The 22,327-nt window shown below is 71.0% G+C and carries 20 protein-coding genes and 1 pseudogene; 12 read left to right on the plus strand and 9 right to left on the minus strand.

Going from position 1 to position 22,327, the window contains the following annotated elements:
* Positions 1 to 4: 4 nt before the first annotated feature.
* Both aroA and DVK44_RS23635 read right to left on the minus strand, forming a co-directional pair.
* Positions 5 to 1,378 carry a 3-phosphoshikimate 1-carboxyvinyltransferase gene (aroA, locus tag DVK44_RS23630; protein WP_114661529.1) on the minus strand — a complete coding sequence of 458 codons (1,374 nt, stop codon included), beginning with the start codon at positions 1,376 to 1,378 and terminating at the stop codon, positions 5 to 7.
* 135 nt (positions 1,379 to 1,513) lie between these two features.
* Entirely contained in the window at positions 1,514 to 2,236 is a 723-nt protein-coding gene (locus tag DVK44_RS23635) for a M50 family metallopeptidase (RefSeq protein ID WP_114661531.1), read from the minus strand.
* A gap of 140 nt (positions 2,237 to 2,376) precedes the next feature.
* Here DVK44_RS23635 and DVK44_RS23640 point away from each other — a divergent pair, with 140 nt between their 5' ends.
* From DVK44_RS23640 to def, 8 genes are all read left to right on the plus strand, one after another.
* On the plus strand, positions 2,377 to 3,192 hold the full coding sequence (locus DVK44_RS23640) for an SOS response-associated peptidase (protein ID WP_114661533.1): 816 nt from the start codon (positions 2,377 to 2,379) through the stop codon (positions 3,190 to 3,192).
* A gap of 30 nt (positions 3,193 to 3,222) precedes the next feature.
* Positions 3,223 to 3,912 carry an alpha/beta hydrolase family protein gene (locus tag DVK44_RS23645; protein WP_114661535.1) on the plus strand — a complete coding sequence of 230 codons (690 nt, stop codon included), beginning with the start codon at positions 3,223 to 3,225 and terminating at the stop codon, positions 3,910 to 3,912.
* 307 nt (positions 3,913 to 4,219) lie between these two features.
* Positions 4,220 to 4,879 (plus strand): sigma-70 family RNA polymerase sigma factor, encoded by a 660-nt coding sequence (locus DVK44_RS23650; RefSeq protein WP_187703246.1) that lies wholly within the window; start codon positions 4,220 to 4,222, stop codon positions 4,877 to 4,879.
* Positions 4,876 to 5,268 carry a mycothiol system anti-sigma-R factor gene (gene rsrA, locus DVK44_RS23655; protein ID WP_228447339.1) on the plus strand — a complete coding sequence of 131 codons (393 nt, stop codon included), beginning with the start codon at positions 4,876 to 4,878 and terminating at the stop codon, positions 5,266 to 5,268. The genes DVK44_RS23650 and rsrA overlap by 4 nt, the downstream gene beginning before the upstream one ends.
* Positions 5,269 to 5,601: 333 nt before the next feature.
* Positions 5,602 to 7,164, plus strand: coding sequence for an HD-GYP domain-containing protein (locus DVK44_RS23660; protein ID WP_114661539.1), 1,563 nt, complete (start codon positions 5,602 to 5,604; stop codon positions 7,162 to 7,164).
* The gene (locus tag DVK44_RS23665; protein WP_228447340.1) at positions 7,161 to 8,483 is read left to right on the plus strand and encodes an HD-GYP domain-containing protein; all 1,323 of its coding nucleotides are present in this window, start codon (positions 7,161 to 7,163) and stop codon (positions 8,481 to 8,483) included. The genes DVK44_RS23660 and DVK44_RS23665 overlap by 4 nt, the downstream gene beginning before the upstream one ends.
* Positions 8,484 to 8,579: 96 nt before the next feature.
* A complete protein-coding gene (locus tag DVK44_RS23670; protein WP_114665383.1) occupies positions 8,580 to 9,611 on the plus strand; it encodes a tetratricopeptide repeat protein in 1,032 nt (343 codons plus the stop codon).
* Positions 9,612 to 9,891: 280 nt separating this feature from the next.
* Positions 9,892 to 10,548, plus strand: coding sequence for a peptide deformylase (def, locus tag DVK44_RS23675; RefSeq protein WP_114661541.1), 657 nt, complete (start codon positions 9,892 to 9,894; stop codon positions 10,546 to 10,548).
* Here def and DVK44_RS23680 read toward each other — a convergent pair.
* The 3 genes from DVK44_RS23680 to DVK44_RS23690 all read right to left on the minus strand — a co-directional run bounded on the left by DVK44_RS23680 (position 10,524) and on the right by DVK44_RS23690 (position 16,110).
* On the minus strand, positions 10,524 to 12,896 hold the full coding sequence (locus DVK44_RS23680) for a transglycosylase domain-containing protein (protein ID WP_228447341.1): 2,373 nt from the start codon (positions 12,894 to 12,896) through the stop codon (positions 10,524 to 10,526). The two genes, def and DVK44_RS23680, sit on opposite strands and share 25 nt — an antisense overlap.
* A gap of 94 nt (positions 12,897 to 12,990) precedes the next feature.
* Positions 12,991 to 14,904: a transglycosylase domain-containing protein gene (locus DVK44_RS23685; RefSeq protein ID WP_114661543.1), complete on the minus strand. Its 1,914-nt coding sequence runs from the start codon at positions 14,902 to 14,904 to the stop codon at positions 12,991 to 12,993.
* Between the two features lie 195 nt (positions 14,905 to 15,099).
* Positions 15,100 to 16,110: a GlxA family transcriptional regulator gene (locus DVK44_RS23690; RefSeq protein WP_114661545.1), complete on the minus strand. Its 1,011-nt coding sequence runs from the start codon at positions 16,108 to 16,110 to the stop codon at positions 15,100 to 15,102.
* Positions 16,111 to 16,191: 81 nt separating this feature from the next.
* On the opposite strand from DVK44_RS23690, the gene DVK44_RS37960 reads away from it, so the two are divergent.
* A complete protein-coding gene (locus DVK44_RS37960) occupies positions 16,192 to 16,434 on the plus strand; it encodes a hypothetical protein (protein ID WP_408055427.1) in 243 nt (80 codons plus the stop codon).
* Between the two features lie 22 nt (positions 16,435 to 16,456).
* Here DVK44_RS37960 and DVK44_RS37965 read toward each other — a convergent pair.
* The 3 genes and pseudogenes from DVK44_RS37965 to DVK44_RS23705 form a co-directional block, all read right to left on the minus strand.
* Positions 16,457 to 16,807, minus strand: a pseudogene (locus DVK44_RS37965) (ribosomal maturation YjgA family protein); the annotation flags it as partial.
* Positions 16,743 to 17,858 (minus strand): radical SAM protein, encoded by a 1,116-nt coding sequence (locus DVK44_RS23700; protein WP_114661547.1) that lies wholly within the window; start codon positions 17,856 to 17,858, stop codon positions 16,743 to 16,745. The pseudogene DVK44_RS37965 and the gene DVK44_RS23700, both read right to left, overlap by 65 nt.
* A 37-nt stretch (positions 17,859 to 17,895) precedes the next feature.
* Entirely contained in the window at positions 17,896 to 18,429 is a 534-nt protein-coding gene (locus DVK44_RS23705; RefSeq protein WP_114661549.1) for a class IV adenylate cyclase, read from the minus strand.
* A gap of 141 nt (positions 18,430 to 18,570) precedes the next feature.
* Here DVK44_RS23705 and DVK44_RS23710 point away from each other — a divergent pair, with 141 nt between their 5' ends.
* The 3 genes from DVK44_RS23710 to DVK44_RS23720 are packed head-to-tail and all read left to right on the plus strand — an operon-like array spanning position 18,571 to position 20,321.
* Positions 18,571 to 18,978 (plus strand): hypothetical protein, encoded by a 408-nt coding sequence (locus DVK44_RS23710; RefSeq protein WP_114661551.1) that lies wholly within the window; start codon positions 18,571 to 18,573, stop codon positions 18,976 to 18,978.
* Positions 18,950 to 19,474, plus strand: a complete 525-nt coding sequence (locus tag DVK44_RS23715; protein WP_114661553.1) for a DUF6879 family protein — start codon at positions 18,950 to 18,952, stop codon at positions 19,472 to 19,474. The genes DVK44_RS23710 and DVK44_RS23715 overlap by 29 nt, the downstream gene beginning before the upstream one ends.
* Positions 19,475 to 19,481: 7 nt before the next feature.
* Complete coding sequence (locus DVK44_RS23720; RefSeq protein ID WP_114661555.1) at positions 19,482 to 20,321, plus strand: helix-turn-helix domain-containing protein; 840 nt, start codon at positions 19,482 to 19,484, stop codon at positions 20,319 to 20,321.
* A 1,281-nt stretch (positions 20,322 to 21,602) separates the two neighbouring features.
* Here the strand turns inward: DVK44_RS23720 and DVK44_RS23725 are convergent.
* Positions 21,603 to 22,262, minus strand: coding sequence for a class I SAM-dependent methyltransferase (locus tag DVK44_RS23725; protein ID WP_114661557.1), 660 nt, complete (start codon positions 22,260 to 22,262; stop codon positions 21,603 to 21,605).
* Positions 22,263 to 22,327 lie beyond the last annotated feature (65 nt).

A 22,327-nucleotide genomic window follows, 5' to 3' on the forward strand; every position in this document is an offset into this window, starting at 1 on the left:
CGCGTCAGGCTCCCGCTCCCGCGAGCATGTCTGTCCACATCCGCGGGAAATCGGGCAGGGTCTTGGCGGTCGTGCCGACGTTCTCGATCTCCACCCCGTTCACCACCAGGCCGATGATCGAGCCCGCCGTGGCCATCCGGTGGTCCTCGTACGTGTGGAACACGCCGCCGTGCAGCGGGCGCGGCCGGATGTGGAGCCCGTCGGCGGTCTCGGTGACATCGCCGCCCAGCTCGTTGATCTCCTTGGTGAGCGCGGCCAGCCGGTCGGTCTCGTGCAGCCGCAGATGGGCGACGCCCCGCAGGGTGGAGGGCGAGTCGGCGAGCGCGGCCACGGCCGCGATACCGGGCGTCAGCTCCCCGACCTCGCTCAGATCGAGATCGACGCCGTGGATCCGGCCGGTGCCGGTGAAGGTGAGGCTGGTGCCCTCGGCGGTCTCGGTGAACTCGCAGCGGCCACCCATGGCGGTGAAGATCTCGCGCAGCGCGTCACCCGGCTGGGTGGTCCGCACCGGCCAGTCCGGCACGGTCACCCGGCCCCCGGTCACCAGCGCGGCGGCCAGGAACGGCTGGGCGTTGGAGAGATCCGGTTCCACGGTCAGATCGCGGCCGAGCAGCGCGCCGCTGGAGACCCGCCAGACATTGGGCTCGCCACCGGTCTCGGGCTCGTCGACCTGCGCGCCGGCCGCGCGCAGCATGTCGACGGTCATCCGGATGTGCGGCAGGGACGGCAGCGTGGCGCCCACGTGCCGTACCTCCACGCCCTGGTTGAAGCGCGCGCCCGAGAGCAGCAGCGCCGAGACGAACTGGGAGGAGGCGGAGGCGTCGATCTCCACCGGACCGCCCTCCAGCGCGCCGCCGCCGTGCACGGTCAGCGGCAGGGAGCCCCGGTTGTCGTCGTCGATCCGGGCGCCCAGGACGCGCAGCGCGTCAATGACGCTGTGCAGCGGACGCTCGTACGAGCGGGGGTCGCCGTCGAAGCGGACCGGACCGTCGGCGAGCGTCGCGACGGGCGGCAGGAAGCGCATCACCGTACCGGCGTTGCCGACGTCCACCCGGGCCGGGCCGTGCAGCCCCGAGGGGATCACCCGCCATGCCTCGCCGGTCGTCGTACCGTCGGCGCTTCCGGCGGAACTCGTGCTGGAGCTGGACGAGACGGTCTCCTCGATGCCGACGCCCAGCGCGCGCAGCGCCTCGGCCATCAGCAGGGAGTCGCGCGAGCGCAGCGGACGGCGCAGCCAGCCGGGCTCGGCGGCCAGCGCGGCGAGCACCAGCCCCCGGTTGGTGACCGATTTGGATCCGGGCACGGTGACGGTCGCTTCGACGGCCCCGCTCGCGTAGGGGGCGGGCCAGAGGGCGGGCTGCACGGAACTTTCGGTCATGGCCAACACTTTAGTGGCTCTTGACGGGCCCTGATCCTGATCAAATACGGGGAAACCGGGGCGTAATCGGAGGGTGATACGGCGGGTTCCCCGGATTCCCCGCGACGGGACGCCGGAACGCGGCACCGGAGGCCCTTATGCCTCCAGCAGCCAGCGTCCGCCGCCGATGAGCGAGCAGAGCGAGACGGCGTGGAAGAAGAGCAGCCACACGAGCGGCGGGGTGTGCGTCAGCCGGCCGAGCTGGTCCGCGTCCGAGTCCCCGGCGCCGCCCTGTCGGCGCTTCGCCTGAAGCTCGAACGCCGGGCGTACGCCACCCAGCAGCAGAAACCATACGGCGGAGTACGCGAACGCCGCCTGGACCTCGGGCCCGGTCAGCCACGAGACGAGCAGGAACGCCGCCCCGGTGACGACCACGGTGAGCACGCCGTACGCGTTGCGGATCATCACCAGCATCGCCATCAGCAGCGCCGTCGTCAGCCAGAGCAGCAGCGTGATGTGGTGCGCGGCCAGCAGCCACGCGCCGCCGAGCCCGAGGAGCGGCGGCGCGGTGTAGCCCGCGACCGCCGTGAGGATCATGCCGATGCCGGTCGGTTTGCCCCGGCTCACGGTCAGTCCGGAGGTGTCCGAGTGCAGCTGTATGCCTTCCAGCCGGCGCCCGGTCACCAGGGCTATCAGCCCGTGGCCGCCCTCGTGCGCGATGGTGATCGCGTTGCGCGAGAGCCGCCACACCGGGCGCGGTACGACGGCGGCGAGCGCGACGACCGCCGTCACGATCACCAGCCACTGGTCCGGCGCGGGCTGGCTCCCGAAGACGCGATCCCAGAGATCGCCGATCGAGGCGGGGTCGATGCTGGCCATGGCTCGGTGGGCTCCTCAACTGGGTTCGCGTCGTGGCAGTCTGGCACTCAAGTGCGGTGAGTGGAAAAGACGCTCGACGGGCCCCGGCCGTTCCCCGGGTCCCGGAACGCACAGCTGATCCACAGGGGGCGGAACGGAAGATGTGCGGACGGTACGCGGCCAGCCGGCGGCCCGAGGACCTTCAGGGGCTCTTCGGGGTGGAGAAGTGGGAGCCCGAGGAGACCCTCGCCCCGGACTGGAATGTGGCTCCTACTAAAGAGGTCTACGCCGTTCTGGAGCGTCCTCTCAAAGAGGCGCGCGATTCCCGGCCGGTCCGGCAGCTGCGGCGGCTGCGGTGGGGGCTGGTGCCGTCCTGGTCGAAGAGCCCCGAGGGCGCGGCCAAGATGATCAACGCGCGCTCGGAGACCGTGCACGAGAAGCCCTCCTTCCGGCGGGCGTTCACCGCGCGCCGCTGCCTCCTGCCGGCCGACGGGTACTACGAGTGGGTCACCGGCTCCGACGAACGGCAGCTGGAGGAGCAGGGGCGCAAGAAGCGCTCGCGCAAGCAGCCCTACTTCGTCACCCCGGCCGACGGCTCGGTGATGGCGCTGGCCGGGCTGTACGAGTTCTGGCGCGATCCGACGCTGCCGCCCGACCACCCGGCCGCCTGGTGGGCGACCTGCACGGTCCTCACCACCGAGGCGGACACCGCCCCGCTCGGGGTGGCGCCGGCCGAAGGGCCCCGGGCGCTCGCCGACATCCACCCCCGGATGCCGCTGATGCTGACCCCGGACCGCTGGGACGCCTGGCTCGACCCGGCCCACAGCGACCCCGAGGAGCTGCGGCATCTGCTCGTACCCCCGCCGCCCGGACTGATGCGGGCGTATCCGGTGGCCACGGCCGTCAGCAACGTCCGCAACAACGGTCCGGAGCTGCTGACGGAGCTGGCCGCGCCGGAGGAGTCCACGCTGTTCTGAGCCGGGGCTCCCGGCGGGCACCATGGCCCGGTGACCACCACAGACCCCCACGACACCCACGACACTCAGACCGTCGCCACCCCGGCCGGGGACGCCAGGATCACCTGGCACCGCGCCGCCACCAGCCCGGCCCTCAGCCCCGGTCCCGTCCTCGCCCTCGGCCACGGCGCCGGCGGCGGTATCGAGGCGCGCGATCTCCGGGCGCTGGCCGCCGTACTGCCCCCGCTCGGCGTCACCGTCGCCTTGGTGGAGCAGCCCTGGCGGGTGGCCGGCCGGAAGGTGGCGCCCGCGCCGAAGACCCTCGACACCGGCTGGCGGGCGCTCTGGCCCGCGCTGGCCGCGCCGGGGGTGCCGGTCGTCGCGGGCGGGCGCAGCGCCGGGGCGCGCGTGGCCTGCCGTACGGCGCGCGAACTGGGCGCTCGCGCCGTACTCGCGCTGAGCTTCCCGCTGCACCCGCCGGGGCGGCCCGAGAAGTCCCGGGCCGCGGAGCTGCTGGGGACCGGGCTGCCCACGCTGGTCGTCCAGGGCGGGAACGACCCCTTCGGGAAGCCCGCCGAATTCCCCGCGTTCCCCGAAGGGGCTGCCGGGGAGATCGTCGAGGTGCCGTACGGCGATCACTCCTTCGCCGTACCGAAACGCGCGCCGCTCACCCAGGACGCGGCACTGGAGGGGCTCACCCGGTCGGTCGCGGAGTGGCTCGGCGCGCTGCGGGACGGCTGAGGGGCGCATGGGGGTGACGCACGGGGGTGCGGGAATGCGGAGCGGGGTGTCTCTGTTGTCAAGGGCGTGTCGTTGGTCTCAAGGGCACTCGGTATACGCGCATCGAGAGGGAGTCCGTCGTATGGGTTCGACCATCTGCCCGCGCCGCTCAGCCGCCACTGACCTGGAGTGGACGGTTCTTTCCGCGGCCAAGACCGGCGCCGTCCGGGCGGACGGCGGGACGGACCGACAGGCCCCGTCGCGACAAGGTCGACTATTCTCCGATTCGAGTGGGTCCGCATTCGGTCCCGCCGCAGCGTTGGAGGAGGTGGGTCAGGTCACAGGGACCGACGGAGCGACCGATGACGGACGGGCCGAGGAGACCACCGCCGAGCGCAATGCCCGGTTCGAGCGGGATGCCCTGGGCTATCTCGACCAGATGTACTCCGCCGCACTGCGGATGACACGCAATCCGGCCGACGCCGAGGACCTGGTGCAGGAGACCTACGCCAAGGCGTACGCGTCCTTCCACCAGTTCCGCGAGGGGACCAACCTCAAGGCGTGGATGTACCGCATCCTCACCAACACCTTCATCAACTCGTACCGCAAGAAGCAGCGCGAACCCCAGCGCAGCGCCGCCGAGGAGATCGAGGACTGGCAGCTGGCGCGCGCCGAGTCGCACATGTCGACCGGGCTGCGCTCCGCCGAGTCCCAGGCGCTCGACCACCTGCCCGACTCCGATGTGAAGTCCGCCCTCCAGGCGATCCCCGAGGAGTTCCGTATCGCGGTGTATCTCGCCGACGTCGAGGGCTTTGCGTACAAGGAGATCGCGGACATCATGGGAACCCCCATCGGTACGGTGATGTCTCGACTCCACCGTGGCCGCCGCCAGTTGCGCGGCATGCTGGAGGACTACGCCCGTGACCGCGGGCTCGTCCCGGCGGGTGCCGGGGAGTCGTCGGACGATCGGAAAGGTTCGGACTCATGAGCTGCGGAGAGCCGCATGAGACGGATTGCGCCGAGGTCCTCGACCATCTCTACGAGTTCCTCGACCACGAGATGCCGGACAGCGACTGCACCAAGTTCGAGGTGCACTTCGAGGAGTGCTCGCCCTGCCTGGAGAAGTACGGGCTCGAACAGGCCGTGAAGAAGCTGGTGAAACGGTGCTGCGGCCAGGACGACGTGCCGTCCGATCTGCGCGCCAAGGTCATGGGCCGGATCGACCTGATCAGATCGGGCCTGGCGGTGCCCGAGCACGATGTGGCGGCGGGCCCCGGCGCGGAGCCGCCGGTGCGCGGGACGGCGTCCGTGCGCGGCCTGACGGCGCACGAGGTGTCCCCGGCGGGCGCTGACTTCCCGGGCGTGGCCAAGGAGTAACGGGCGCCGGGCTTCCCGGCAGCCGGCGATGAGGGCGCACCGAGCGGTATACGGTGCGCCCTCGCCCGTACCCGGGCCTCGCCTGCGCCTCGCCTGCGCCCGTACCCCGGCCTCGCCCGCGCTCGTACCCCCGCTGCTCGCGCGCTGGGGTGGCTCTGTGTGCTCGCTCGCCCGTTCGTCCGTACCCCCGCTCTTTTCTCCCTTACCACCCTTGTCACTCGAAGGTGCTAATCAGCGGCATTCTTCCGATCGTCGCCCCTCAACTCGCTAGCCTGACCCTCTGTTCGGGGCGGGCGAGGCAGGCAGCAGGCAGACGGGGAGGGGTGAAGACGCGTGAGGGCCATACCGGTTGCGGCGCGCGTGTACATCCTGTGCGTCGTGCTCTGCGCCGTCGCCTGTATCCACCCCGCGCTGCGCGCCGGCACCCCCTGGGGGGCGGTCGCGTTGCTGGCGGCCGTGTACGCGCTCTGCGAGCTGCCCGCCACGGGCCGGCTGCCGCGCCGGGCGCTCGACGGATCCGTGCCTGTCGCCGCCGGGTCGTTCTTCCCCGTCCTGCTCGCCGCCGCGCTGCTGCTGCCGCCCGCCGCCGCCGCGCTGGTGGCCGTGCCCGGCGCGCTCTGCGGCCGGATCGAGCGTGCCCCGCGTACGCCCCGGCGGATCTGGCGCGCGGCACAGCTCGCCGTTGCCACCTGGGCCGCGTCGCGGGCGCAGGTGCTCTTCGGCGGTCCCGTGGCGCTCGGCGGCGGCGGGTACGGCCTCACGACGCCCGACTTTCCGTATGTCCTGCTGCCCGCCGGGGCCGCCGCGCTCACCTTCTGCCTGGTGCTCTGCGCGCTCGACGGGGGCATCCTCGCCACCGCCGAGCGGCTCCCGGCGCGCACCGCCTGGCGCGGGCTGCTGGCGCGCTCGCTGGCGCCGCACGGCGCGCACGGGCTGGCCGGGCTGATGATGGCCGTCCTGTGGCGCTCCCCGTACGGGCCGCTGCCGTCGCTCTTCGTCCTGCTGCCCATGTACATCTCCTGCTGGGTCTTCGCCCAGTACCACCGCGAGCGCGCCGCCCACCAGGCGACGATCAGGGCGCTCGTGCAGGCCGTCGACATCAAGGACACCTACACGCGCGGCCACAGCGAGCGCGTCGGCCACGCCTCCGTACTGATCGCGCGGGAGATGGGCATGGAGCGCGAACGGATCGAGACCCTCCGCTTCGCCGGGATCCTCCACGACGTCGGCAAACTCGGCGTCCCCACGCGCGTGCTGCGCAAGGACGGGCCGCTGACCCCCGAAGAGCGGCGGGTGATCGAGCTGCACCCCGAGTACGGGCACGAGATGGTGCGCGGCATCGGATTCCTGGGCGAGGCGCGCTCGGCGATCCTGCACCACCACGAACGGCTGGACGGCAGCGGCTACCCCTACGGGCTCGCCGGGGACCGGATCCCCGAGTTCGCCCGGGTGGTCGCCGTCGCGGACGCCTTCGACGCGATGACCTCGACCCGCTCGTACCGGCGGGGGCGGCCGGTGTCCGCCGCCGTGGCGGAGCTGGAGCGGTGCGCGGGGACGCAGTTCGACCCGGAGATGGTGCGGGCGCTGGTGCGGGCGCTGGACCGGCACGGCTGGCGGACGGCGGTCACGGCGGACGAGGAGGGGACGGCTGGTGCGGGCGGGACGGGAGGGGGCGTGCCGTCACCCTCGGGGCCGCACTCAGGGCCCCCGCCCTCAGGGGTGCCCTCAGGGCCCTCACACTCCGGGGCGTCCGCCTCGGGTGCCTCGCCTTCAGGGCAGCCCGCCGCCTCCGCCGCGTCTCCGCCGTCCCCGCACGCCGTGCCCGAGCCCGCCTCGGCCGCGCGCGGAAACGTCCCTTCGGCCCTCCCCGCCCCACCCCGAGGCGGTACGGGATGACCGCCCCGGCCACGGTCGGCGCCGCCCCCGCCCCGGGTCCCGGTCCCGGCCACGACGCCCGCCACCGGCCCCCCGGCACCGTCCTCGCCGTGTACGGCGGCGCCGCCGTACTGACGGCCGCCGCGCTCGGCGCGGTCCTGCGCGACGGGCTTGTCGACCCCCGGATCGCCCTCGCCTTCGGCGTGCTCGTCGCCGTCGGCGAGCTGACCCGCTGGGGCGCGCCCTCCGGCGAGCGGGAGCCCGCGCCGCTCGGCGCCGCCGGAGCCCTCGCGTACGCGCTGCTCGGCGAGAACGCCGGGCAGGCCACGCACCACGGCGTGCTCCAGACCGTGGCCGTCGTCCTCGTCGCCGGGCTCGCCGGGGCCGTACCGCGCGGGCGTACCGCGCTCCCCGGGCTCTTCGCCCTGGACCACCTGGTCCGCCGCGTCCTCACCGTCGGCTTCGCCGCCGTCTGCTTCCAGCCGCTCTACAACGCGGGCGAGCTGCGCCACCACTTCGGCGCCGGCCCCGGCTACGCGCTGCTGCTGGTCCTGCTGCTGGCGCTCACCGCGCTCTGCGACGCCGTCCTGGCCGCGCTGCTGGTCCGCGCCCGTACCCGCCACCCCTTCGGGCCGCTGCTCCGCGACGAGCTGCGCGCGCTGCCGCACATCGGCTCCGCCGTCTGCGCGACCGGTGCGGTCATCGCGCTCGGCGTGGCCGTCGCCGGACTCTGGGCGCTGCCCGTCTTCTGCGTACCCCTGCTGCTCACCCAGCTCTCCTACCGCCGGTACGCCGCCGTGCGCACGACCTACCGGCAGACCATCGCCTCGCTCGCCCGCGCCACCGAGATCGCCGGATACACCCGCCCCGGGCACGCCCGCAGGGTCGCCGAGCTGAGCTGCGCGGTAGGGCGTGAGCTGGGGCTCTCCGGACCCGAACTGACCGTTCTGGAGTACGCCGCCCTGATGCACGACATCGGCCAGCTCTCCCTCGTCGACCCCGTCCCCGAGGGCGCCACCGCGCTGCTGCCCATGGCCGAGCAGCGGCGCATCGCCCTGCTCGGCGGCGCCGTCGTCCGGCAGACCGGCGTACCGGCCGCCGTGGCCACCGTCGTGGAGCGGCAGGCCGATCCGTACCGGGAGCAGCCGATGTCCGCCCGGATTGTCCGCGCCGTCAACGCGTACGACGACCTGGCCGGGGAATGTGCCAGTGCGAGCGGACCGCTCAGCGCCCTGGAACGGCTGCGTCTCGGGACGGCGTACGACTACCAGCCCGAGGTGGTCGAATCCCTCGCCCGCGTGCTCTCCCGGGGCGGCCGGACAGCCGCCCGGACGGGGTAACCGATGGGTAATGAGCGGGCGTCCGACCGGGCATGGTTGGATGCGAAGAAGAGGGTGTACGGGGGCACTGACCCGAGCGACCGGCAGGCGGGAATCGTGAGGATCTTCGGGAAGGTACGGCATCGGCCCTCCGCCTCGTGGCGGCAGGCCACCGACCGCGCGTTCACGCTGATCGGTGACGGCCGGTACGAGGACGCGGGGGCGCTGCTGACGCGCGCGGCGGATCTGGAACCGTGGCTGGCCGAGTCCTGGTTCAATCTGGCGCTGCTGCACAAGTTCCGGCACGACTGGGAGCAGGCGCGCGCCGCCGGGCTGCGCGCCGTCGCGCTGCTCGACAAGGAGACCGGCGCTCCCGACTGGTGGAACGTCGGGATCGCCGCGACCGCGCTCCAGGACTGGCCGCTGGCCCGCCGCGCCTGGCAGGCGTACGGGCTGCGCGTGCCCGGCAATCCGGTCGGTACGGCACAGACCACCACCGCGCACACCGGCGAGGCCAACGGCGAGCCCGACGGCATGCAGCTGGGCAGCGCCGCCGTCCGGCTCTCGCCCGAGGGCGAGGCCGAGGTGGTGTGGGGCCGCCGGCTCGACCCGGCCAGGATCGAGGTCCTGTCCATCCCGCTGCCGTCCTCGGGGCGGCGCTGGGGCGAGGTCGTCCTGCACGACGGCGTACCGAACGGTGAGCGTACGACGGCCACCGGACCTGCCGGGACCACGCGCGCGTACCCGGTCTTCGACGAGATCGAGCTGTGGGCGCCCTCGCCCGTACCCACCTGGGTGGTGCTGCTGGAAGCGGCGACGGAGGCGGACCGGGACGCGCTGGAGCGGCTGGCCGCCGACGCGGGCTTCGCCGCCGAGGACTGGTCCTCGTCCGTACGGCTGCTCTGCCGGGCCTGCTCGGAGAGCCGGATGCCGACCGCCGAGGGCGACGGCGAGCACCTCGACCCGCACGACCACAGCGAGCCGGGCCACCCCGGGCCGCTCGGGCACCGGACGGCCGGGGAGCTGTGGGCGCCGGAGCGCGAGTGCGGGATCGCGGCGCCGCCGGGGCTGGTGCGCGGGCTGCTGGACGGCTGGGTCGCGGACAGCCCGGACACCCGGGAGTGGCGCGATCTGGAAGAGGTCTGCTGAGGTCTGCCGGGGTCTGCTGACACCCGTCCGCCGTGCCGTGCCGCGCCTGACCGTGCCGCGCCTGACCTTGTGGGCGGCTCAGGGCCCTTGATTGGGGGCTCAGGGCCCTTAATGGGGAGTCCGGGCCCTTAGGGGGAGTCCGGGGCGGACGGGGCAGTTGCCCGGAACGTGCGGTGCGCCCCCGAGAGGTGCCCTTAGGCTGTACGGGCACATCGCGACGGGCCCATCGCCCGGAGCGTGCAGGCAGCACATCGGGTACCGAGGAAGGCGTACTGCGGACATGGCGCAGCAGGAGACGGACCAGCGGATCGACAGCGGCACCTCGGTGGCGGAGCCGGGTGACGGGTTCGTCGTGGACACGGAGGACGCCGAGGCGCGCGAGCTGGCGTACCGCGAGCGCGGCACATCCCGCCCCATCACCGTCGTCGGGAACCCGGTGCTCCACAAGGAGTGCCAGGACGTCACGGAGTTCGGCGACGAACTGGCCGCGCTGATCGACGACATGTTCGCGAGCCAGCACACGGCTGAGGGCGTGGGCCTGGCCGCCAACCAGATCGGTGTGGACCGCAAGGTCTTCATCTACGACTGCCCGGACGACGACGGGGTGCGCCACGTCGGCGTCGTCTGCAACCCGGTGCTGGAGGAGCTGCCCCCGGCGGAGCGCGTTCTCGACGACTCCAACGAGGGCTGTCTGTCCGTACCGACGGCGTACGCGGCGCTCGCGCGCCCCGACTACGCCGTGGTGCGCGGTCAGGACGCTCAGGGGAACCCCATCAGGGTCAAGGGCACCGGCTACTTCGCGCGCTGCCTCCAGCACGAGACGGACCACCTGTACGGCTACCTGTACATCGACCGGCTCTCGAAGCGGGACCGCAAGGACGCGCTGCGGCAGATGGCGGAGAACACGCCGCGCTACGAGGTCGTGCCGAACGCCTGAGTTCTCGACGGCTGAGCGTCCGACCGCTGAGCGCTCAACCGCTGGGTGCTCGACGCGCCGGACGGCTGAGCGCCTGACGACGTGAGTGCGCTCAGCGGTCGGGCGCCCGACGTCTGCGTGCCGAAGTCGGGCCCGAAGCGGTCCGGCCCGAACTCGCTGCCGGACCCGTCGTCTCCGTTCGCGGGGTCGTCGTTCACGGGGTTCTCGTCCACGACGTTCCCGTCGGCGGGGTCGCCGTCGCCCCCGGTCCCGTCCTCCGGCGTCCCGTCGCCCGGTGTCCCGCCCACCGGAGCGTCGTCCGCCGGGACGCCGTCGTCGACCGGTTCCGTGGGGGTGGGGGTCGGGGTGACCGGGAGGACCGGGGTGAGCGGGACGTTCACGAAGGAGTCCGGCGCCACTTCGAGCTGGTAGTCGCTCCAGATCTGCGGCGGGAAGATCGTGCCCCGCTCGGAGCCCACCCCGCCCACCCCGTCCATCGTCAGCAGCCGCGCGGTGTCCGGCGACGAACGGAACATCGTGACCGAGGTGCTCAGCACCTTGGTGGCGCCGATGAACCACGCCGAGTTCATCCCGTCCTCCGCGCCGGTCGCGCCCGCCCAGACCGGGGCGCCGAACCACTGGTCGCGGGTCGGCCCGAGTGTGCTCGGCCCGAGCGCGGTCACCCCGAGCTGCTGGAGCGCCTCGCCGACCTCCAGCGCCACCGCCGGGTCCATCGCGCGCCGCGCCTGGGGCGGGTTGAAGCCGCTGAGCACGGTGCCGTTGCGCTCCACCCGTGTCACCGAGTACGGCTCGTGCCCCGTACCGTCACCGGCGAACGCCGTGTACGCGCTGGCCAGCCGGACGGCGCTGGGGGTGGAGGTGCCGACGGTGAACGACGGGTCCAGCTGGGCCATGCTGTCCTCGCGCAGCCCGGCAGCGACCGCCATGTTCTTGACCCGGTCGAGGCCGACGTTCTCGCCCGCCGCGATGAACGCGTCGTTCTGCGAGCGCACCAGCGACTCACCGAGCCCCAGCTCGGAAGGCGCCCCCGTACTGTCCGCCGGTACGAAGCCCGGGCCGCCGAACTCCAGCGCGGCGGCGTACACGAACGGCTTGAACGCCGAGCCCGCCGGCACCCCCGAGGTGTCGGCGTTGTTGGTGAAGTGGGTGACGGCGTCCTCGCCGCCGTACACCGCCACCACCGCGCCGTCGTCCACCCGTACCGACGCGGCGCCCACCTGCACGTTACGGTCGCTCTCGCGGGTCTCGGGCGCCAGGTTCTGGCGGCGTACCCGGTCCACCGCCCCGGCCAGCGCCAGCACCTTGTCCTTCTCGAACGTCGTGTAGATGCGCAGACCGCCGTCGGCGAGGTCCTGGTCCGTGAGGTTGGAGCGGTTCTTGAGGTACTTGTTGGCGATGTCGACCAGGTAACCGATCTGGCCCGCCTGGCTGTTGGGCTTGACGGGCAGCTTGGGCTCGGGGAACTCCGTGTACGTCGCCCGCTCGGCGGCGGTCATGGCGCCCGTCTCGACCTGCCGGTCCAGGATGTAGTTCCAGCGGCGCTCGGCCCGCTCGTGGTGGGCGGGGCTGAGGGAGGGGTCGAGTGTGTCCGCGCCCTTCAACAGGCCGGTGAGCAGCGCGGCCTGACTGGCATTCAGATCTCTGGCCGAAATGCCGTAGTACGCCTGGGCGGCGGCCTGGATGCCGTACGAATCCCGCCCGAACCAGCTGGTGTTGAGATAGCCCTCAAGGATCTGCTCCTTGGGGCGCTCATTGGTGATCTTCAGTGACAGGAAGAACTCGCGGGCCTTCCTGCTGATCGTCTGGTCCTGGCTGAGATAGGCGTTCTTCACGAACTGCTGCGTGATGGTCGAACCACCCTGGGTGGCCTCGCCCTTGAGCATGTTGAGCCCGGCGCGCGCGATGCCCTTGAAGGAGACGCCCGAGTCCGAGTAGAAACCGGCGTTCTCGGTGGCCACGACGGCCCGCTGGACGGTGACGGGCACCTGCTCCAGCGCGACCTCCTGCCGGTTCACATCGCCGACGCTGACCATGCGCTTGCCGTCGGCCCAGTAGTAGACGGTGGCCTGGCGGCGGGCCACATCGTGCTCGGCGGGGATCTCGATATTGACGTAAATCAGCGCGCCCAGGCCCGCCAGCGCGCCGAACGACGCCAGGCCGGCGCCCGCGAGCAGCCGCCAGGAGGGCACCCAGCGAAGCCAGTTCTGCCGCCCGGCCCGGGGGTAGTCGATGAGCCGCCGCCCGTCGCCGCCGGCTCTCCCGCCCCCGGGGCCCATGCTGTCCGGGTGGCCCGGGTGGGGCCAGTCCGCGTCGGACTGCGTGGTGCGGCGCGTGTGGGGCGGTTTCATCTGCGCGGACCTCTCTCCTCAGTCATGAGAGCGGTACGTAATAGCGGGCGTATGCGTTCAATGCTCCCGCGAACAGCCCCCGGGGCCAGTGGAATCAGGCCACTGGTGCGGTGCCGGCCGGCGGAACGAACATCCCGTTCCCGCCCGGGCTCTTCTCGTCCCACCCCGGGGCGGTGGGCGCATACGGTGCCACCGTGCTCTGGTAGTCGAACCAGATCCGGGGCGGGAACACGGTGCCCCGCGCGGAGTCCTCCCCGCCCACCCCGCTCATGGGCAGCAGCTGGGGCTCGTCCGGCTTGGCGCGGAACATCGTGACGGCCGTGGACAGCTCCGGCGTGGCGCCGATGAACCAGGCCGACTTCATCCGGTCCTGCTCGCTCGTCCTCCCCACCTGGACCTCGCCCGGGTACCGCGCGAAACTCTCCTTCTCCCGGCTCTCCCAGCCCAGTTGGGCAAGCGTCCGGCCGACCTCCAGCGCGGTCCCGGCGGTCAGGGCGCGCCGGGCGGCGGGCCGCTCGAAGCCTTCCAGCGTCTCGTCGCCCAGCTCCACCCTGGTCACGGAGTACGGTTCCCTCCGCTCGCCCCTGTTGACGAACGTGGTGTAAGCGCTGGCCAGCCGGACGGCGCTGGGCGTCGAGGTGCCGAGGGCGAAGGTCGGCTCCAGCTCGGCCATGCTCTCCTTGCGCAGCCCGGTCGCGACCGCGGTGTCCCGTACGGTCCGCAGCCCGATGGCCTTGCCCGCCGTCACGAACGAGCCGTGCCGCTGCGTGACCAGCGCGTCGCTGAGCCCGGCCGTCGAGACGCCGAGGGACTGCCCGGAGCCGCCGAGGGACGGTTCGGAGCCGCCGAGGGCCCGCGTACCGCTCCCGGACTCCAGCGCGGAGGCGAGGACGAATGGCTTGAACGCGGACCCGGCGGGTACCCCGGCCGTATCCGCGTTGTTGCTGAAGTGCGTAATGGCGTCCGCGCCCCCGTACACCGCGACGACCGCGCCGTCCTCCGCCCGTACCGACGCCGCCCCGACCTGCACATGCCGGTCGGCCTCGCGCTTCTTCGGGTCGAGGCTCTCCGCGCGTACCTTCTCCACCGACGCCGCCAGCGCCCGTACCTTGTCCTTCTCGAAGGTGGTGTGGATACGGTAGCCACCGCCGGCCAGATCCTTCTCGGTGGGGCCGCCCCGGCTCTTGAGGTACTTGTTGGCGATGTCGACGAGATAGCCGGTCTGGCCCGCCTGGCTGGTCGGCTTGACGGGCTTCCGAGGCTCCGGGAAGACCGTGTACTTCGCCCGCTCGGCGGCGGTCATCAGCCCCGTCTCCACCTCACGGTCCAGAATCCACTTCCAACGCTCCACGGCCCGCCGGTGGTTCGCGGCGCTGAGCGAGGGGTCGAGGGTCTCCGCGCCCTTGAGGAGCGCGGCGAGCAGGGCGCCCTGACTGGGAGTCAGCTTCTCGGCGGGAATCCCGTAATACGCCTCGGCGGCGGCCTGGATGCCGTACGAATCCCGCCCGAACCAGCTGGTGTTGAGATACCCCTCCAGGATCTCCGCCTTGCTGAGCCGCCCGTTGACCTTGAGGGAGAGGACCAGCTCCTTGATCTTGCGGCCGGCGGTCTGCTCCTGGGTCAGATAGGTGTTCTTCACGTACTGCTGGGTGATGGTCGAACCACCCTGGATCTCCTGGCCCTTGAAGATATTCACGGCGGCGCGCGCGACGCCCATCACCGAGATGCCCGGGTCCGTGTAGAAGCCCGCGTTCTCCGCCGCGATCACGGCGGTCTGGACGGGCCCGGGCACCCGGGCCAGCGCGATGTCCTGCCGGTTCACATCGCCGACGCTGACCATGCGGCTGCCGTCGGCCCAGTAGTAGACGGTGGCCTGACGGCGGGCGGTGTCGTGCGCGTCGGGTATCGGGATCGTCAGGTAGAGGTACGCGAAGGCGCCGCCCAGGGAGGCGCAGCAGAACAGGGCGAGGAGGGTGAGCTGCTTCCAGGAAGGGAGGAGCCGGCGCATGCGGGTGGGGGACGGGCGCTCTTGCTTCCGCTGCTTCCTCCGCTGCTTCCGTATGCTGCGGCGCGACTGGAGCGTGTGGGGCAGCCTCATCGACGCGGACCTCTCTCTCGCTGGCCTGACGGGAGGGAGGACGGGATGGGGGCCGCCGATGTTGTCGCCGTCACGCGATGGTCTTAAACCACCACCGTGAGGCACTCACGCGCTACGGCGCGTCACCTCCGAGGGGTCCGCCACCCGCCGCGCCTCCGCGAGGACCGGGCCCCGGAACGTGCGGCGGTACGCGTTCGGGGTGGTCCCCAGCGTCCGCAGGAAGTGATGGCGCAGCCCGGCCGCCGTACCGAAGCCGGCGCGGCCCGCGACACTGTCGACCGTCTCGTCCGTCGCCTCCAGCAACTCCTGAGCCAGCAGCACCCGTTGACGCAGCAGCCAGCGGTAGGGCGTGGTGCCGGTCTCCTGCTGGAAGCGGCGGGCGAACGTACGCGGCGACATGTGCGCCCGCGCGGCCAGCTCGTCGACGGTCATCTCGCGGTCGAGGTGCCGCTCCATCCAGCCGAGCACCTCACCGACCGTGTCGCAGCGGCTGCGGGGCAGCGGATGCTTGATGAACTGCGCCTGGCCGCCGTTCCGGTGGGGCGGTACGACCATACGGCGCGCGATCGCGTTGGCGACCTCGGTGCCGTACTCCTTCCGTACGAGATGGAGGCAGGCGTCGATCCCGGCCGCCGTGCCCGCCGAGGTGATCACCGGGTCCTCGTCCACGTAGAGCATGTCCGGCTCGATGACGGCCAGCGGAAAGGCGCGCGCCAGCTCGGCCGCGTGCCGCCAGTGCCCGGCGCACCGCCGCCCGTCCAGCAGCCCGGCGGCCCCGAGCGCGAACACCCCCGAGCAGACGCTGAGCACCCGCGCGCCACGGTCGACGGCGTCACGCAGCGCGGCCAGCAGCTCGGGGGGAAACTCGCGGGTCGCGTACGCGTCGCCCGACGGCACCGCGATCAGATCGGCTTCCTCCAGCCGGTCGAGCCCGTACGAGGTACCGATGGTGAACCCGGCGTGGGTACGGACCGTCGGCCCCTCGGCGGAGACCACGGCGAAGTCGACCAGCGGCACGCCGTCTTCGGTCCGGTCATGCGCGAACACCTCGCAGACGACGCCCAGTTCGAAGGGATGGACTCGGTCGAGCACGACTGCGGCCACATTCTTCAGCATGCCGTCAGTGTGGCAGCAATTCGAGGTTCGATGACAGTCCTGCCACTGCTTTCTTCGGCGCGTGAGCGGGACAGTAGAGCCATGGACACCAACACCACCATCCACACATTCCAGACCATTCTCACCCTCGTGGCCCTCTTCGCGGTGCTCTCCGCGGCGTCGCTGTACGGGCACCTCAAGGACCGGGCGATCGACCGCCAACTGCGCGAGGCGGAACACCCGAGGCGGCGTCCCGCGCCGGCCCCCTCCCGCTCCGCAGCAACGTATGCCCTGCCCAGCACAGCCCCGCGCCTACGGCGTACCACAGCAGGTCAGGCGCGTTGAACGTCGACCCGAGCACCAGCCGGGCGACCACACTGCGCCCGGCCAGCTCGGCCGGCACCCCCGTCAACTGAAGCAGCTCCACCCCCCAGCTGAACCCGACCGCCCCCACGGCAGCGACCCCCGGCCGCACCCGGGGCCACCCGAAGACGACGACCGCATAAACCAGCACGGTATAGAGCGCATCCCCGCCGTACTTGGCCACATCCCCACCACCGAGCACCCCGACCCCAAGCCCAGCCCCAACGGTCACCATCACACCCACACCCGCAACGACGCGCACACGCACAAGGCCCCCCATGCGCGGCAGCTTACGGGGGCGCGGTGGCGGGGGCGGGAGCGCCGTGGAGAGCGACGAGGCGGTCCGCCTCGCCATCGCGGAAGTCCGCGACCTCCCGGCACAGCCGGCTCATCACGAACTCGCCGAGAGGTACGCAGAGGTCCATGCGCTGAATACAGACACCGACCATGAAGGGGCCGTCCTGGGCCCGGTAGAGCCGCACACCGTAGAACCCTTCCTGACAGTCCTGGTCGTTGTTGAAGCGGCAACCGGCGCAGGTGGCCGGCAGCCGCACCGGACGGATGCTCTTCGCGTACAGGGGGCGGCCGTCGGGCAGCCGGTAGCGGGTGCGCTGGTCGGAGGTGCCCGCGGTGAGAACGTGCTGTTCGGGGACGGCGCCGAGGCGTTCCACGACCTCCCGCATGGCGGCCAGCGACGCACCGTCGTCCTCCAGTGAGACCAGCATGCGCACGACGACCCGATGCCCGTGCTCCTCGATGACACGCAGTACGCGCTCCACATGGGCGACATTGGGGACCACGATGTTCGCGGCGACCTTCACCCCGTGCCGCGAAGCGGCTTCGATGGTGGCACCGAGCGCGGCGAGCTTCCGTGCCGCCCGGTCGGGTGAGGCGAGGCGGGGAGCCTGGACCGCGGCCAGCTCTTCCGGAGTCGTACCGAAGACGCTCAGATTGATCCGGTCCAGTCCCGCCGCCGCGCACTCCGGCAGAATCGCCGCCCCGTTCTCCCCGTTGGATGTGACCCCGACAGTGAGGCCGAGACGGTGAGCGATGTCGATCAGCGCGGGGAGATCCGGGTGCAGAGTGGGCTCACCCCCGGTGAAGTGGACTTCATCGGTGGGCAGACTCCCGCGTACGGCGGCCAGAGCGAGGGCGAAATCGGCGTCCGCCTCGATTCGCCGGGGCAAGAAGGCAGCACGGTTGGTGCGTAAGTAGAGGGAGACCCGGCCGGTACGGCCGGGGCCACCGGTGAATTCCGCGGCCGTGCGCCCAAGGTTGTCCGCCGCCACGGGGGTCCCCTCGTTGTGGCAGAAGGTGCAGGCCAGCCCGCACGCGTCAATGATCTTGACGCGAAGGGTGCGATCGGGCACCACCGTCACGGGAATCCGGTGTGCGTCGTACGTCATCGTGTCACCTCCTGATCGGACCAGGACGGCATACCGTTCAGAACCGCAGGTCGGCGATCGACTCCAGATCGATGCCGTAGCGGGCGAACACCTTGGTGGTGTTCTCGCTGGTCAGATCCTCCAGCGGAATGTCCAGCAGCTTCGCGGACGCCCAGACCTCCGCCGCGCTGTCGGCCTCGATCTCCAGGTACGGCGGAATGAGCGGCCAGGAATCGATCTCCAGCCTTACGCGGCCCAGGAGCCAGGAGCTGCGCCGGTTCTCCTGGTAGGACTTGGGTGAGATGCCCATCCGTCCCAACAGCGCGTGCGCGGTGCCGAAGTCACCCACCGTCGTCTCGGTCTCACGGGTCCCGTCGATGGCGTCGGACGTGACCTCCTTGACACACAACGTCACTTCGTCACCGGTATCCCGAAGCCGGATCCACCGGCCGGGCTCGGGGGGCTGGGTGTCGTAGACGTGGCGACGCATGAGCCGGTCCGCCAGATGACGGCCGCCCGCGTCCGCGATCCGGGCCGCCATCGCGAGGGGATCGACGTTCAGGAGTTTCGCTTCGTACTCGACAACCGACATGCCGTGACCGTAGAGAACGATTTGGCCAACCGGCAAGCAAATTGCGCGAGTTTGCGGCAGATGTATTGACCGGGCTAGATGTCGGCTGGACGATCGATCCACCGCACAATCATGTGCAAGTCGGTGAACGGGAGAGTGGCAATGAAGCTACGGTTCCTCGGCAAGAACTCCACTCCTGGAGACAGCCCCACCCTGTACGCCAGCGACCAGGACAGTTACGTGATCCAGGGCTGGAAGGTGTACGCGCGCGATCTCCTCGCTCGGCTCGATGTGCCCGATGGCCACACTGTTGTCGAGGTGCCGATCGAGCTGTTCGAGCATCTCGTCAAGGACGGGGTGCCGTCCGGCGTGATCAGGAAACTGGCGGCCCCGATCATGCTCGTTACCGAAGAGGGAACGTGCCTTGTCCAGGGACCACGGATGTGCGACTCCGAGGCCCTGGGATGTATGCGCATGCCCGACTACGAGACCTGCGTCGAGGTCCCGCGGTCCTCGATCATCGCCCTGCTTGAGGAGAACGGTGAATCTGATCACCAGCGCCCAGCGTGACGAGCTGTTCGACAGCTTCACGCATGACGCGTTCCATCTGGAGCTACGGGACGACTACGGGTCACCGGTGGAGGACACTCCTTATGCCCGGTGGCAGCGGGGGGAGCCGGACGACTTCGGCTGGCTCGAACCATGGATGGGGCGCATGAAGCGGGTCATCGGATCGGGGAAGACCGTGCGACGGGTCCGCGTCGTGTCCGAGCCGCACTCCCCGTACGTCAGGTGGGAGCACTCGCTCACCCGGCTGAACCTTCAGGCCGGCGAGGACATTCGCTGGATCCCCCGGCACCAACTGCCCGAACGCACGCACTTCCCCGTGGCCGGCAATGACTGGTGGCTCTTCGACGACCGCCTTTTGGCCGTCGGTCACTTCGACGACGAGGGCCGCGTACTCGGATCCGAGCTGCTGGAGGACCCCGAGACCGTGGCCGAGTGCATCCGCGTGCGTGATCAGCTCTGGGACATCTCAATTCCGCACACGGAGTACAGGTTCTGACGCGTCAGTGAGCAACGAAGCGAAAGCGCTCCGCGAGGCGCTGGGGGCCCGGCTGCGCATACTCCGCAAGGATGCGGGATTCGCGAGCGGCCGGGCATTCGCCGCTGCCACGAGGTGGCAGGAGTCGAAAGTCTCCCGGATCGAGAACGGCAGACAGAACGCCAGCGAGGAGGACATCCGTCTCTGGTGCCAGAAGGCCAACGCGCCGGACCAGATCGAAGATCTGATCGCCGCCGTCCGGCATATAGAGGAACTGTGGCTGGAGTGGCGACGTCAACTGTCCCATGGCGCTGCCCCACGGCAGGAACGGGCGCTGCCGGTCTACGCGAAGACGAAGGTCTTCCGTATCTGGCACCCCACGGTGATCTGGGGAACGCTCCAGACCGCCGAGTACGCGGCCGAGACGTTCAGGCAGGTCATCGACTACTACGAGATCCCCGACGACACCGAATCGGCCGTCGCGAAGCGGATGGAGCGACAGCGGTATCTGTACCGGGGTGACCGCCTGTTCCATGTCGTACTCGCGGAGCAGGCTCTTTACACCAATGTCGGCGGCCCGGACGTGATGAGAGGCCAACTGGACCGGCTCCTGGCCGTAATGACGCTGCCCCGATTGAGCCTGGGGATCATACCGAGGCAGGCGGATATGCGGATCTGGCCCGGAAACTCCTTCTCGATGTTCGACAGCAAGCTGGTACTGGTGGAGACGTACTCGGCAGAGCTATCCGTCACTCAGCCACGCGAGATCGCGCTGTACGCCAGGGCGTTCGACCTGCTGAAAGCGTCTGCCGTTTATGGCCAACCGGCCAGGGGGCTGATCGGGTCGGCACTGGACGCGCTGGGATAGAGCCTTGCGCCGGCTGTGGGGTTGCGCGGTAGTGGAGTGGGCGCGGTGGGGTTGTCGGGTGCGGGTCAGTACCAAGAGGTAACCGAGGTGTACGGAAGCGAGAAGCTGAACGCCAGGTGCCTGCCGGGCCGCCCCTCCTCCTACCAGTGTCGCGCCTCCAGGGAAGGAGTAAAGGGCGCTCCTTCGTCGCGTCGGCTGCGCCGACTCCGCTGCGCTTCACCCTTGACACCTCCCCTTCCGGCGCGTGTACGGGAGAGGGGGGGCGGCCGGGGGGAGGGGGCCCGAGGGGTCCGCTGTTCTGCCACTCGGCTCAGGGTCCGGCGGGCCGGTGGGCCCTGCGGGGCGCGCGGCAGAGGAATGGGGCTGCGCGGCTCGTCTCGGCGGCTGACGGCCGCCAGTTCCTCAGACACATGCCCCGCTGGTCACCGTGGTGTGGGTTGTGGGGTTTCTGGGACGCGGGTGGCGGCAAGTGGGCTCCTGAGGGCCGTCTATGCGTCCGGGAGTGCTCTTAACGCACCTGAGGACACATGTCCCGCCCGTGGGGAGCCTCAGCGACCCGCCAAACCGGACCATATAGGGCATCTGTTGGAGGGTGGGCGGCCCGAGGGGCCGGCTGGGTGGCGGGGGCCGTCCGGCGGTGGGAGGTGCCTGCCGGGACGCGTGTGGTGCCGAGCGGGCCCCTGGGGGCCGTCTGTGCGTCCAGGAGTGCCGCTTATGCACCTGAGGACGCATGTGCCGCCCGAAGGGGCCCTCGACCGCCCATCAAACAACCCCACATGGGGCATATCGGTGGGGTGTTCGGCCCGCAGACCCGGCCGGGCAGCAGAACCCGTCCGCCTTCCGGGCACCACAGCGCGACGGTGACCAGCGGGGCTTGAGTCTCAGCAAACAGCGGACGGTCGGCCGCTGAGCCGGTGTGGGGCCGCCCCATTCCTCTGTCGCGCAGCCCCGCAGGGCCCACCGGGCCGCCAGCCCCTGAGCCGAGTGGTAGCACGGCACCACCCCTCGGGCCCCCTCCCCCCGGCCGCCCCCCCTCTCCCGTACACGCGCCGGAAGGGGAGGTGTCAAGGGCGGAGCGCAGCGGAGTCGGCGCAGCCGACGCGACGTAGGAGCGCCCTTTACTCCTTCCCTGGAGGCGCGACACTGGCAGGAGGAGGGGCGGCCCACCCCGCACCAAGCGTCCAGCTTCTCGCTCCCGTACACCCCGTTCTACCCCTTGGGTCCGGACCCTGCGTCAGCTCCTCGGCTTCGTACGCCCCGGCCCGCAGGATCTTCTGGCGGTCAGTAGGGCGCGCGGGCCTGGACGAGCAGGGTGCCCAGGTTTTCGGGGTCGGGGGCCTCTAGGACGTAGGCGTCGACTTCTGGGAAGCCGTAATTGATCAGGATCCCCCGCCACATCTCTTCCGAGTAGGCCCAGCGCTGGATGGGAAGCACCTTGCCGGTGAAGCCGTTCCCGTACATTCCCTGTGCGCCGTAACAGCCCTCCACTGCCGGCGCCTGCGAGAACACCAGTACGCCGCCGGGTGCCAGACGGTCGCGGATGGCCGGGATGAGGCGGCGCGGGTCGGTGAACCAGACCGCGCCCCAGATCGAGTAGATGGCGTCGTAGGTCTCTTCTGTGTGCCGGAGGTGATCCACGGCCTCCCGAAGGACGAACCGGGCGCCCGTCTCGGCTGCCCAACGTTCCTCGGCGTGCCTCACCTGGACAGGAGAGAGGTCGACTCCTGCGGCCTCGACTCCTTTGCGGGCGAGATAGGCAACCTCACTACCGCTTCCGCAGCCGAGTTCCAGCGTTCTCCCGGGTTGGCACAGGAGTTCCTCAGCGGGGCCGTGGTGATCGTACTGTGTCCAGCCGAAGCCCTTGTCGATCGATTCGGTGACTGTTCCGATCTTCGCTACGGCACCTGCTCCGTAACGATCCCAGTATTTTTCGGCGCTCATGCGGTGGCGTTCCTCAGAGGCTCGGGAGTTCCGGTCCCAGCGGTGGGTTTGCCGCTGGGACCGGG

The organism is Streptomyces paludis (genome assembly GCF_003344965.1).
Classification (GTDB): Bacteria; Actinomycetota; Actinomycetes; order Streptomycetales; family Streptomycetaceae; genus Streptomyces; species Streptomyces paludis.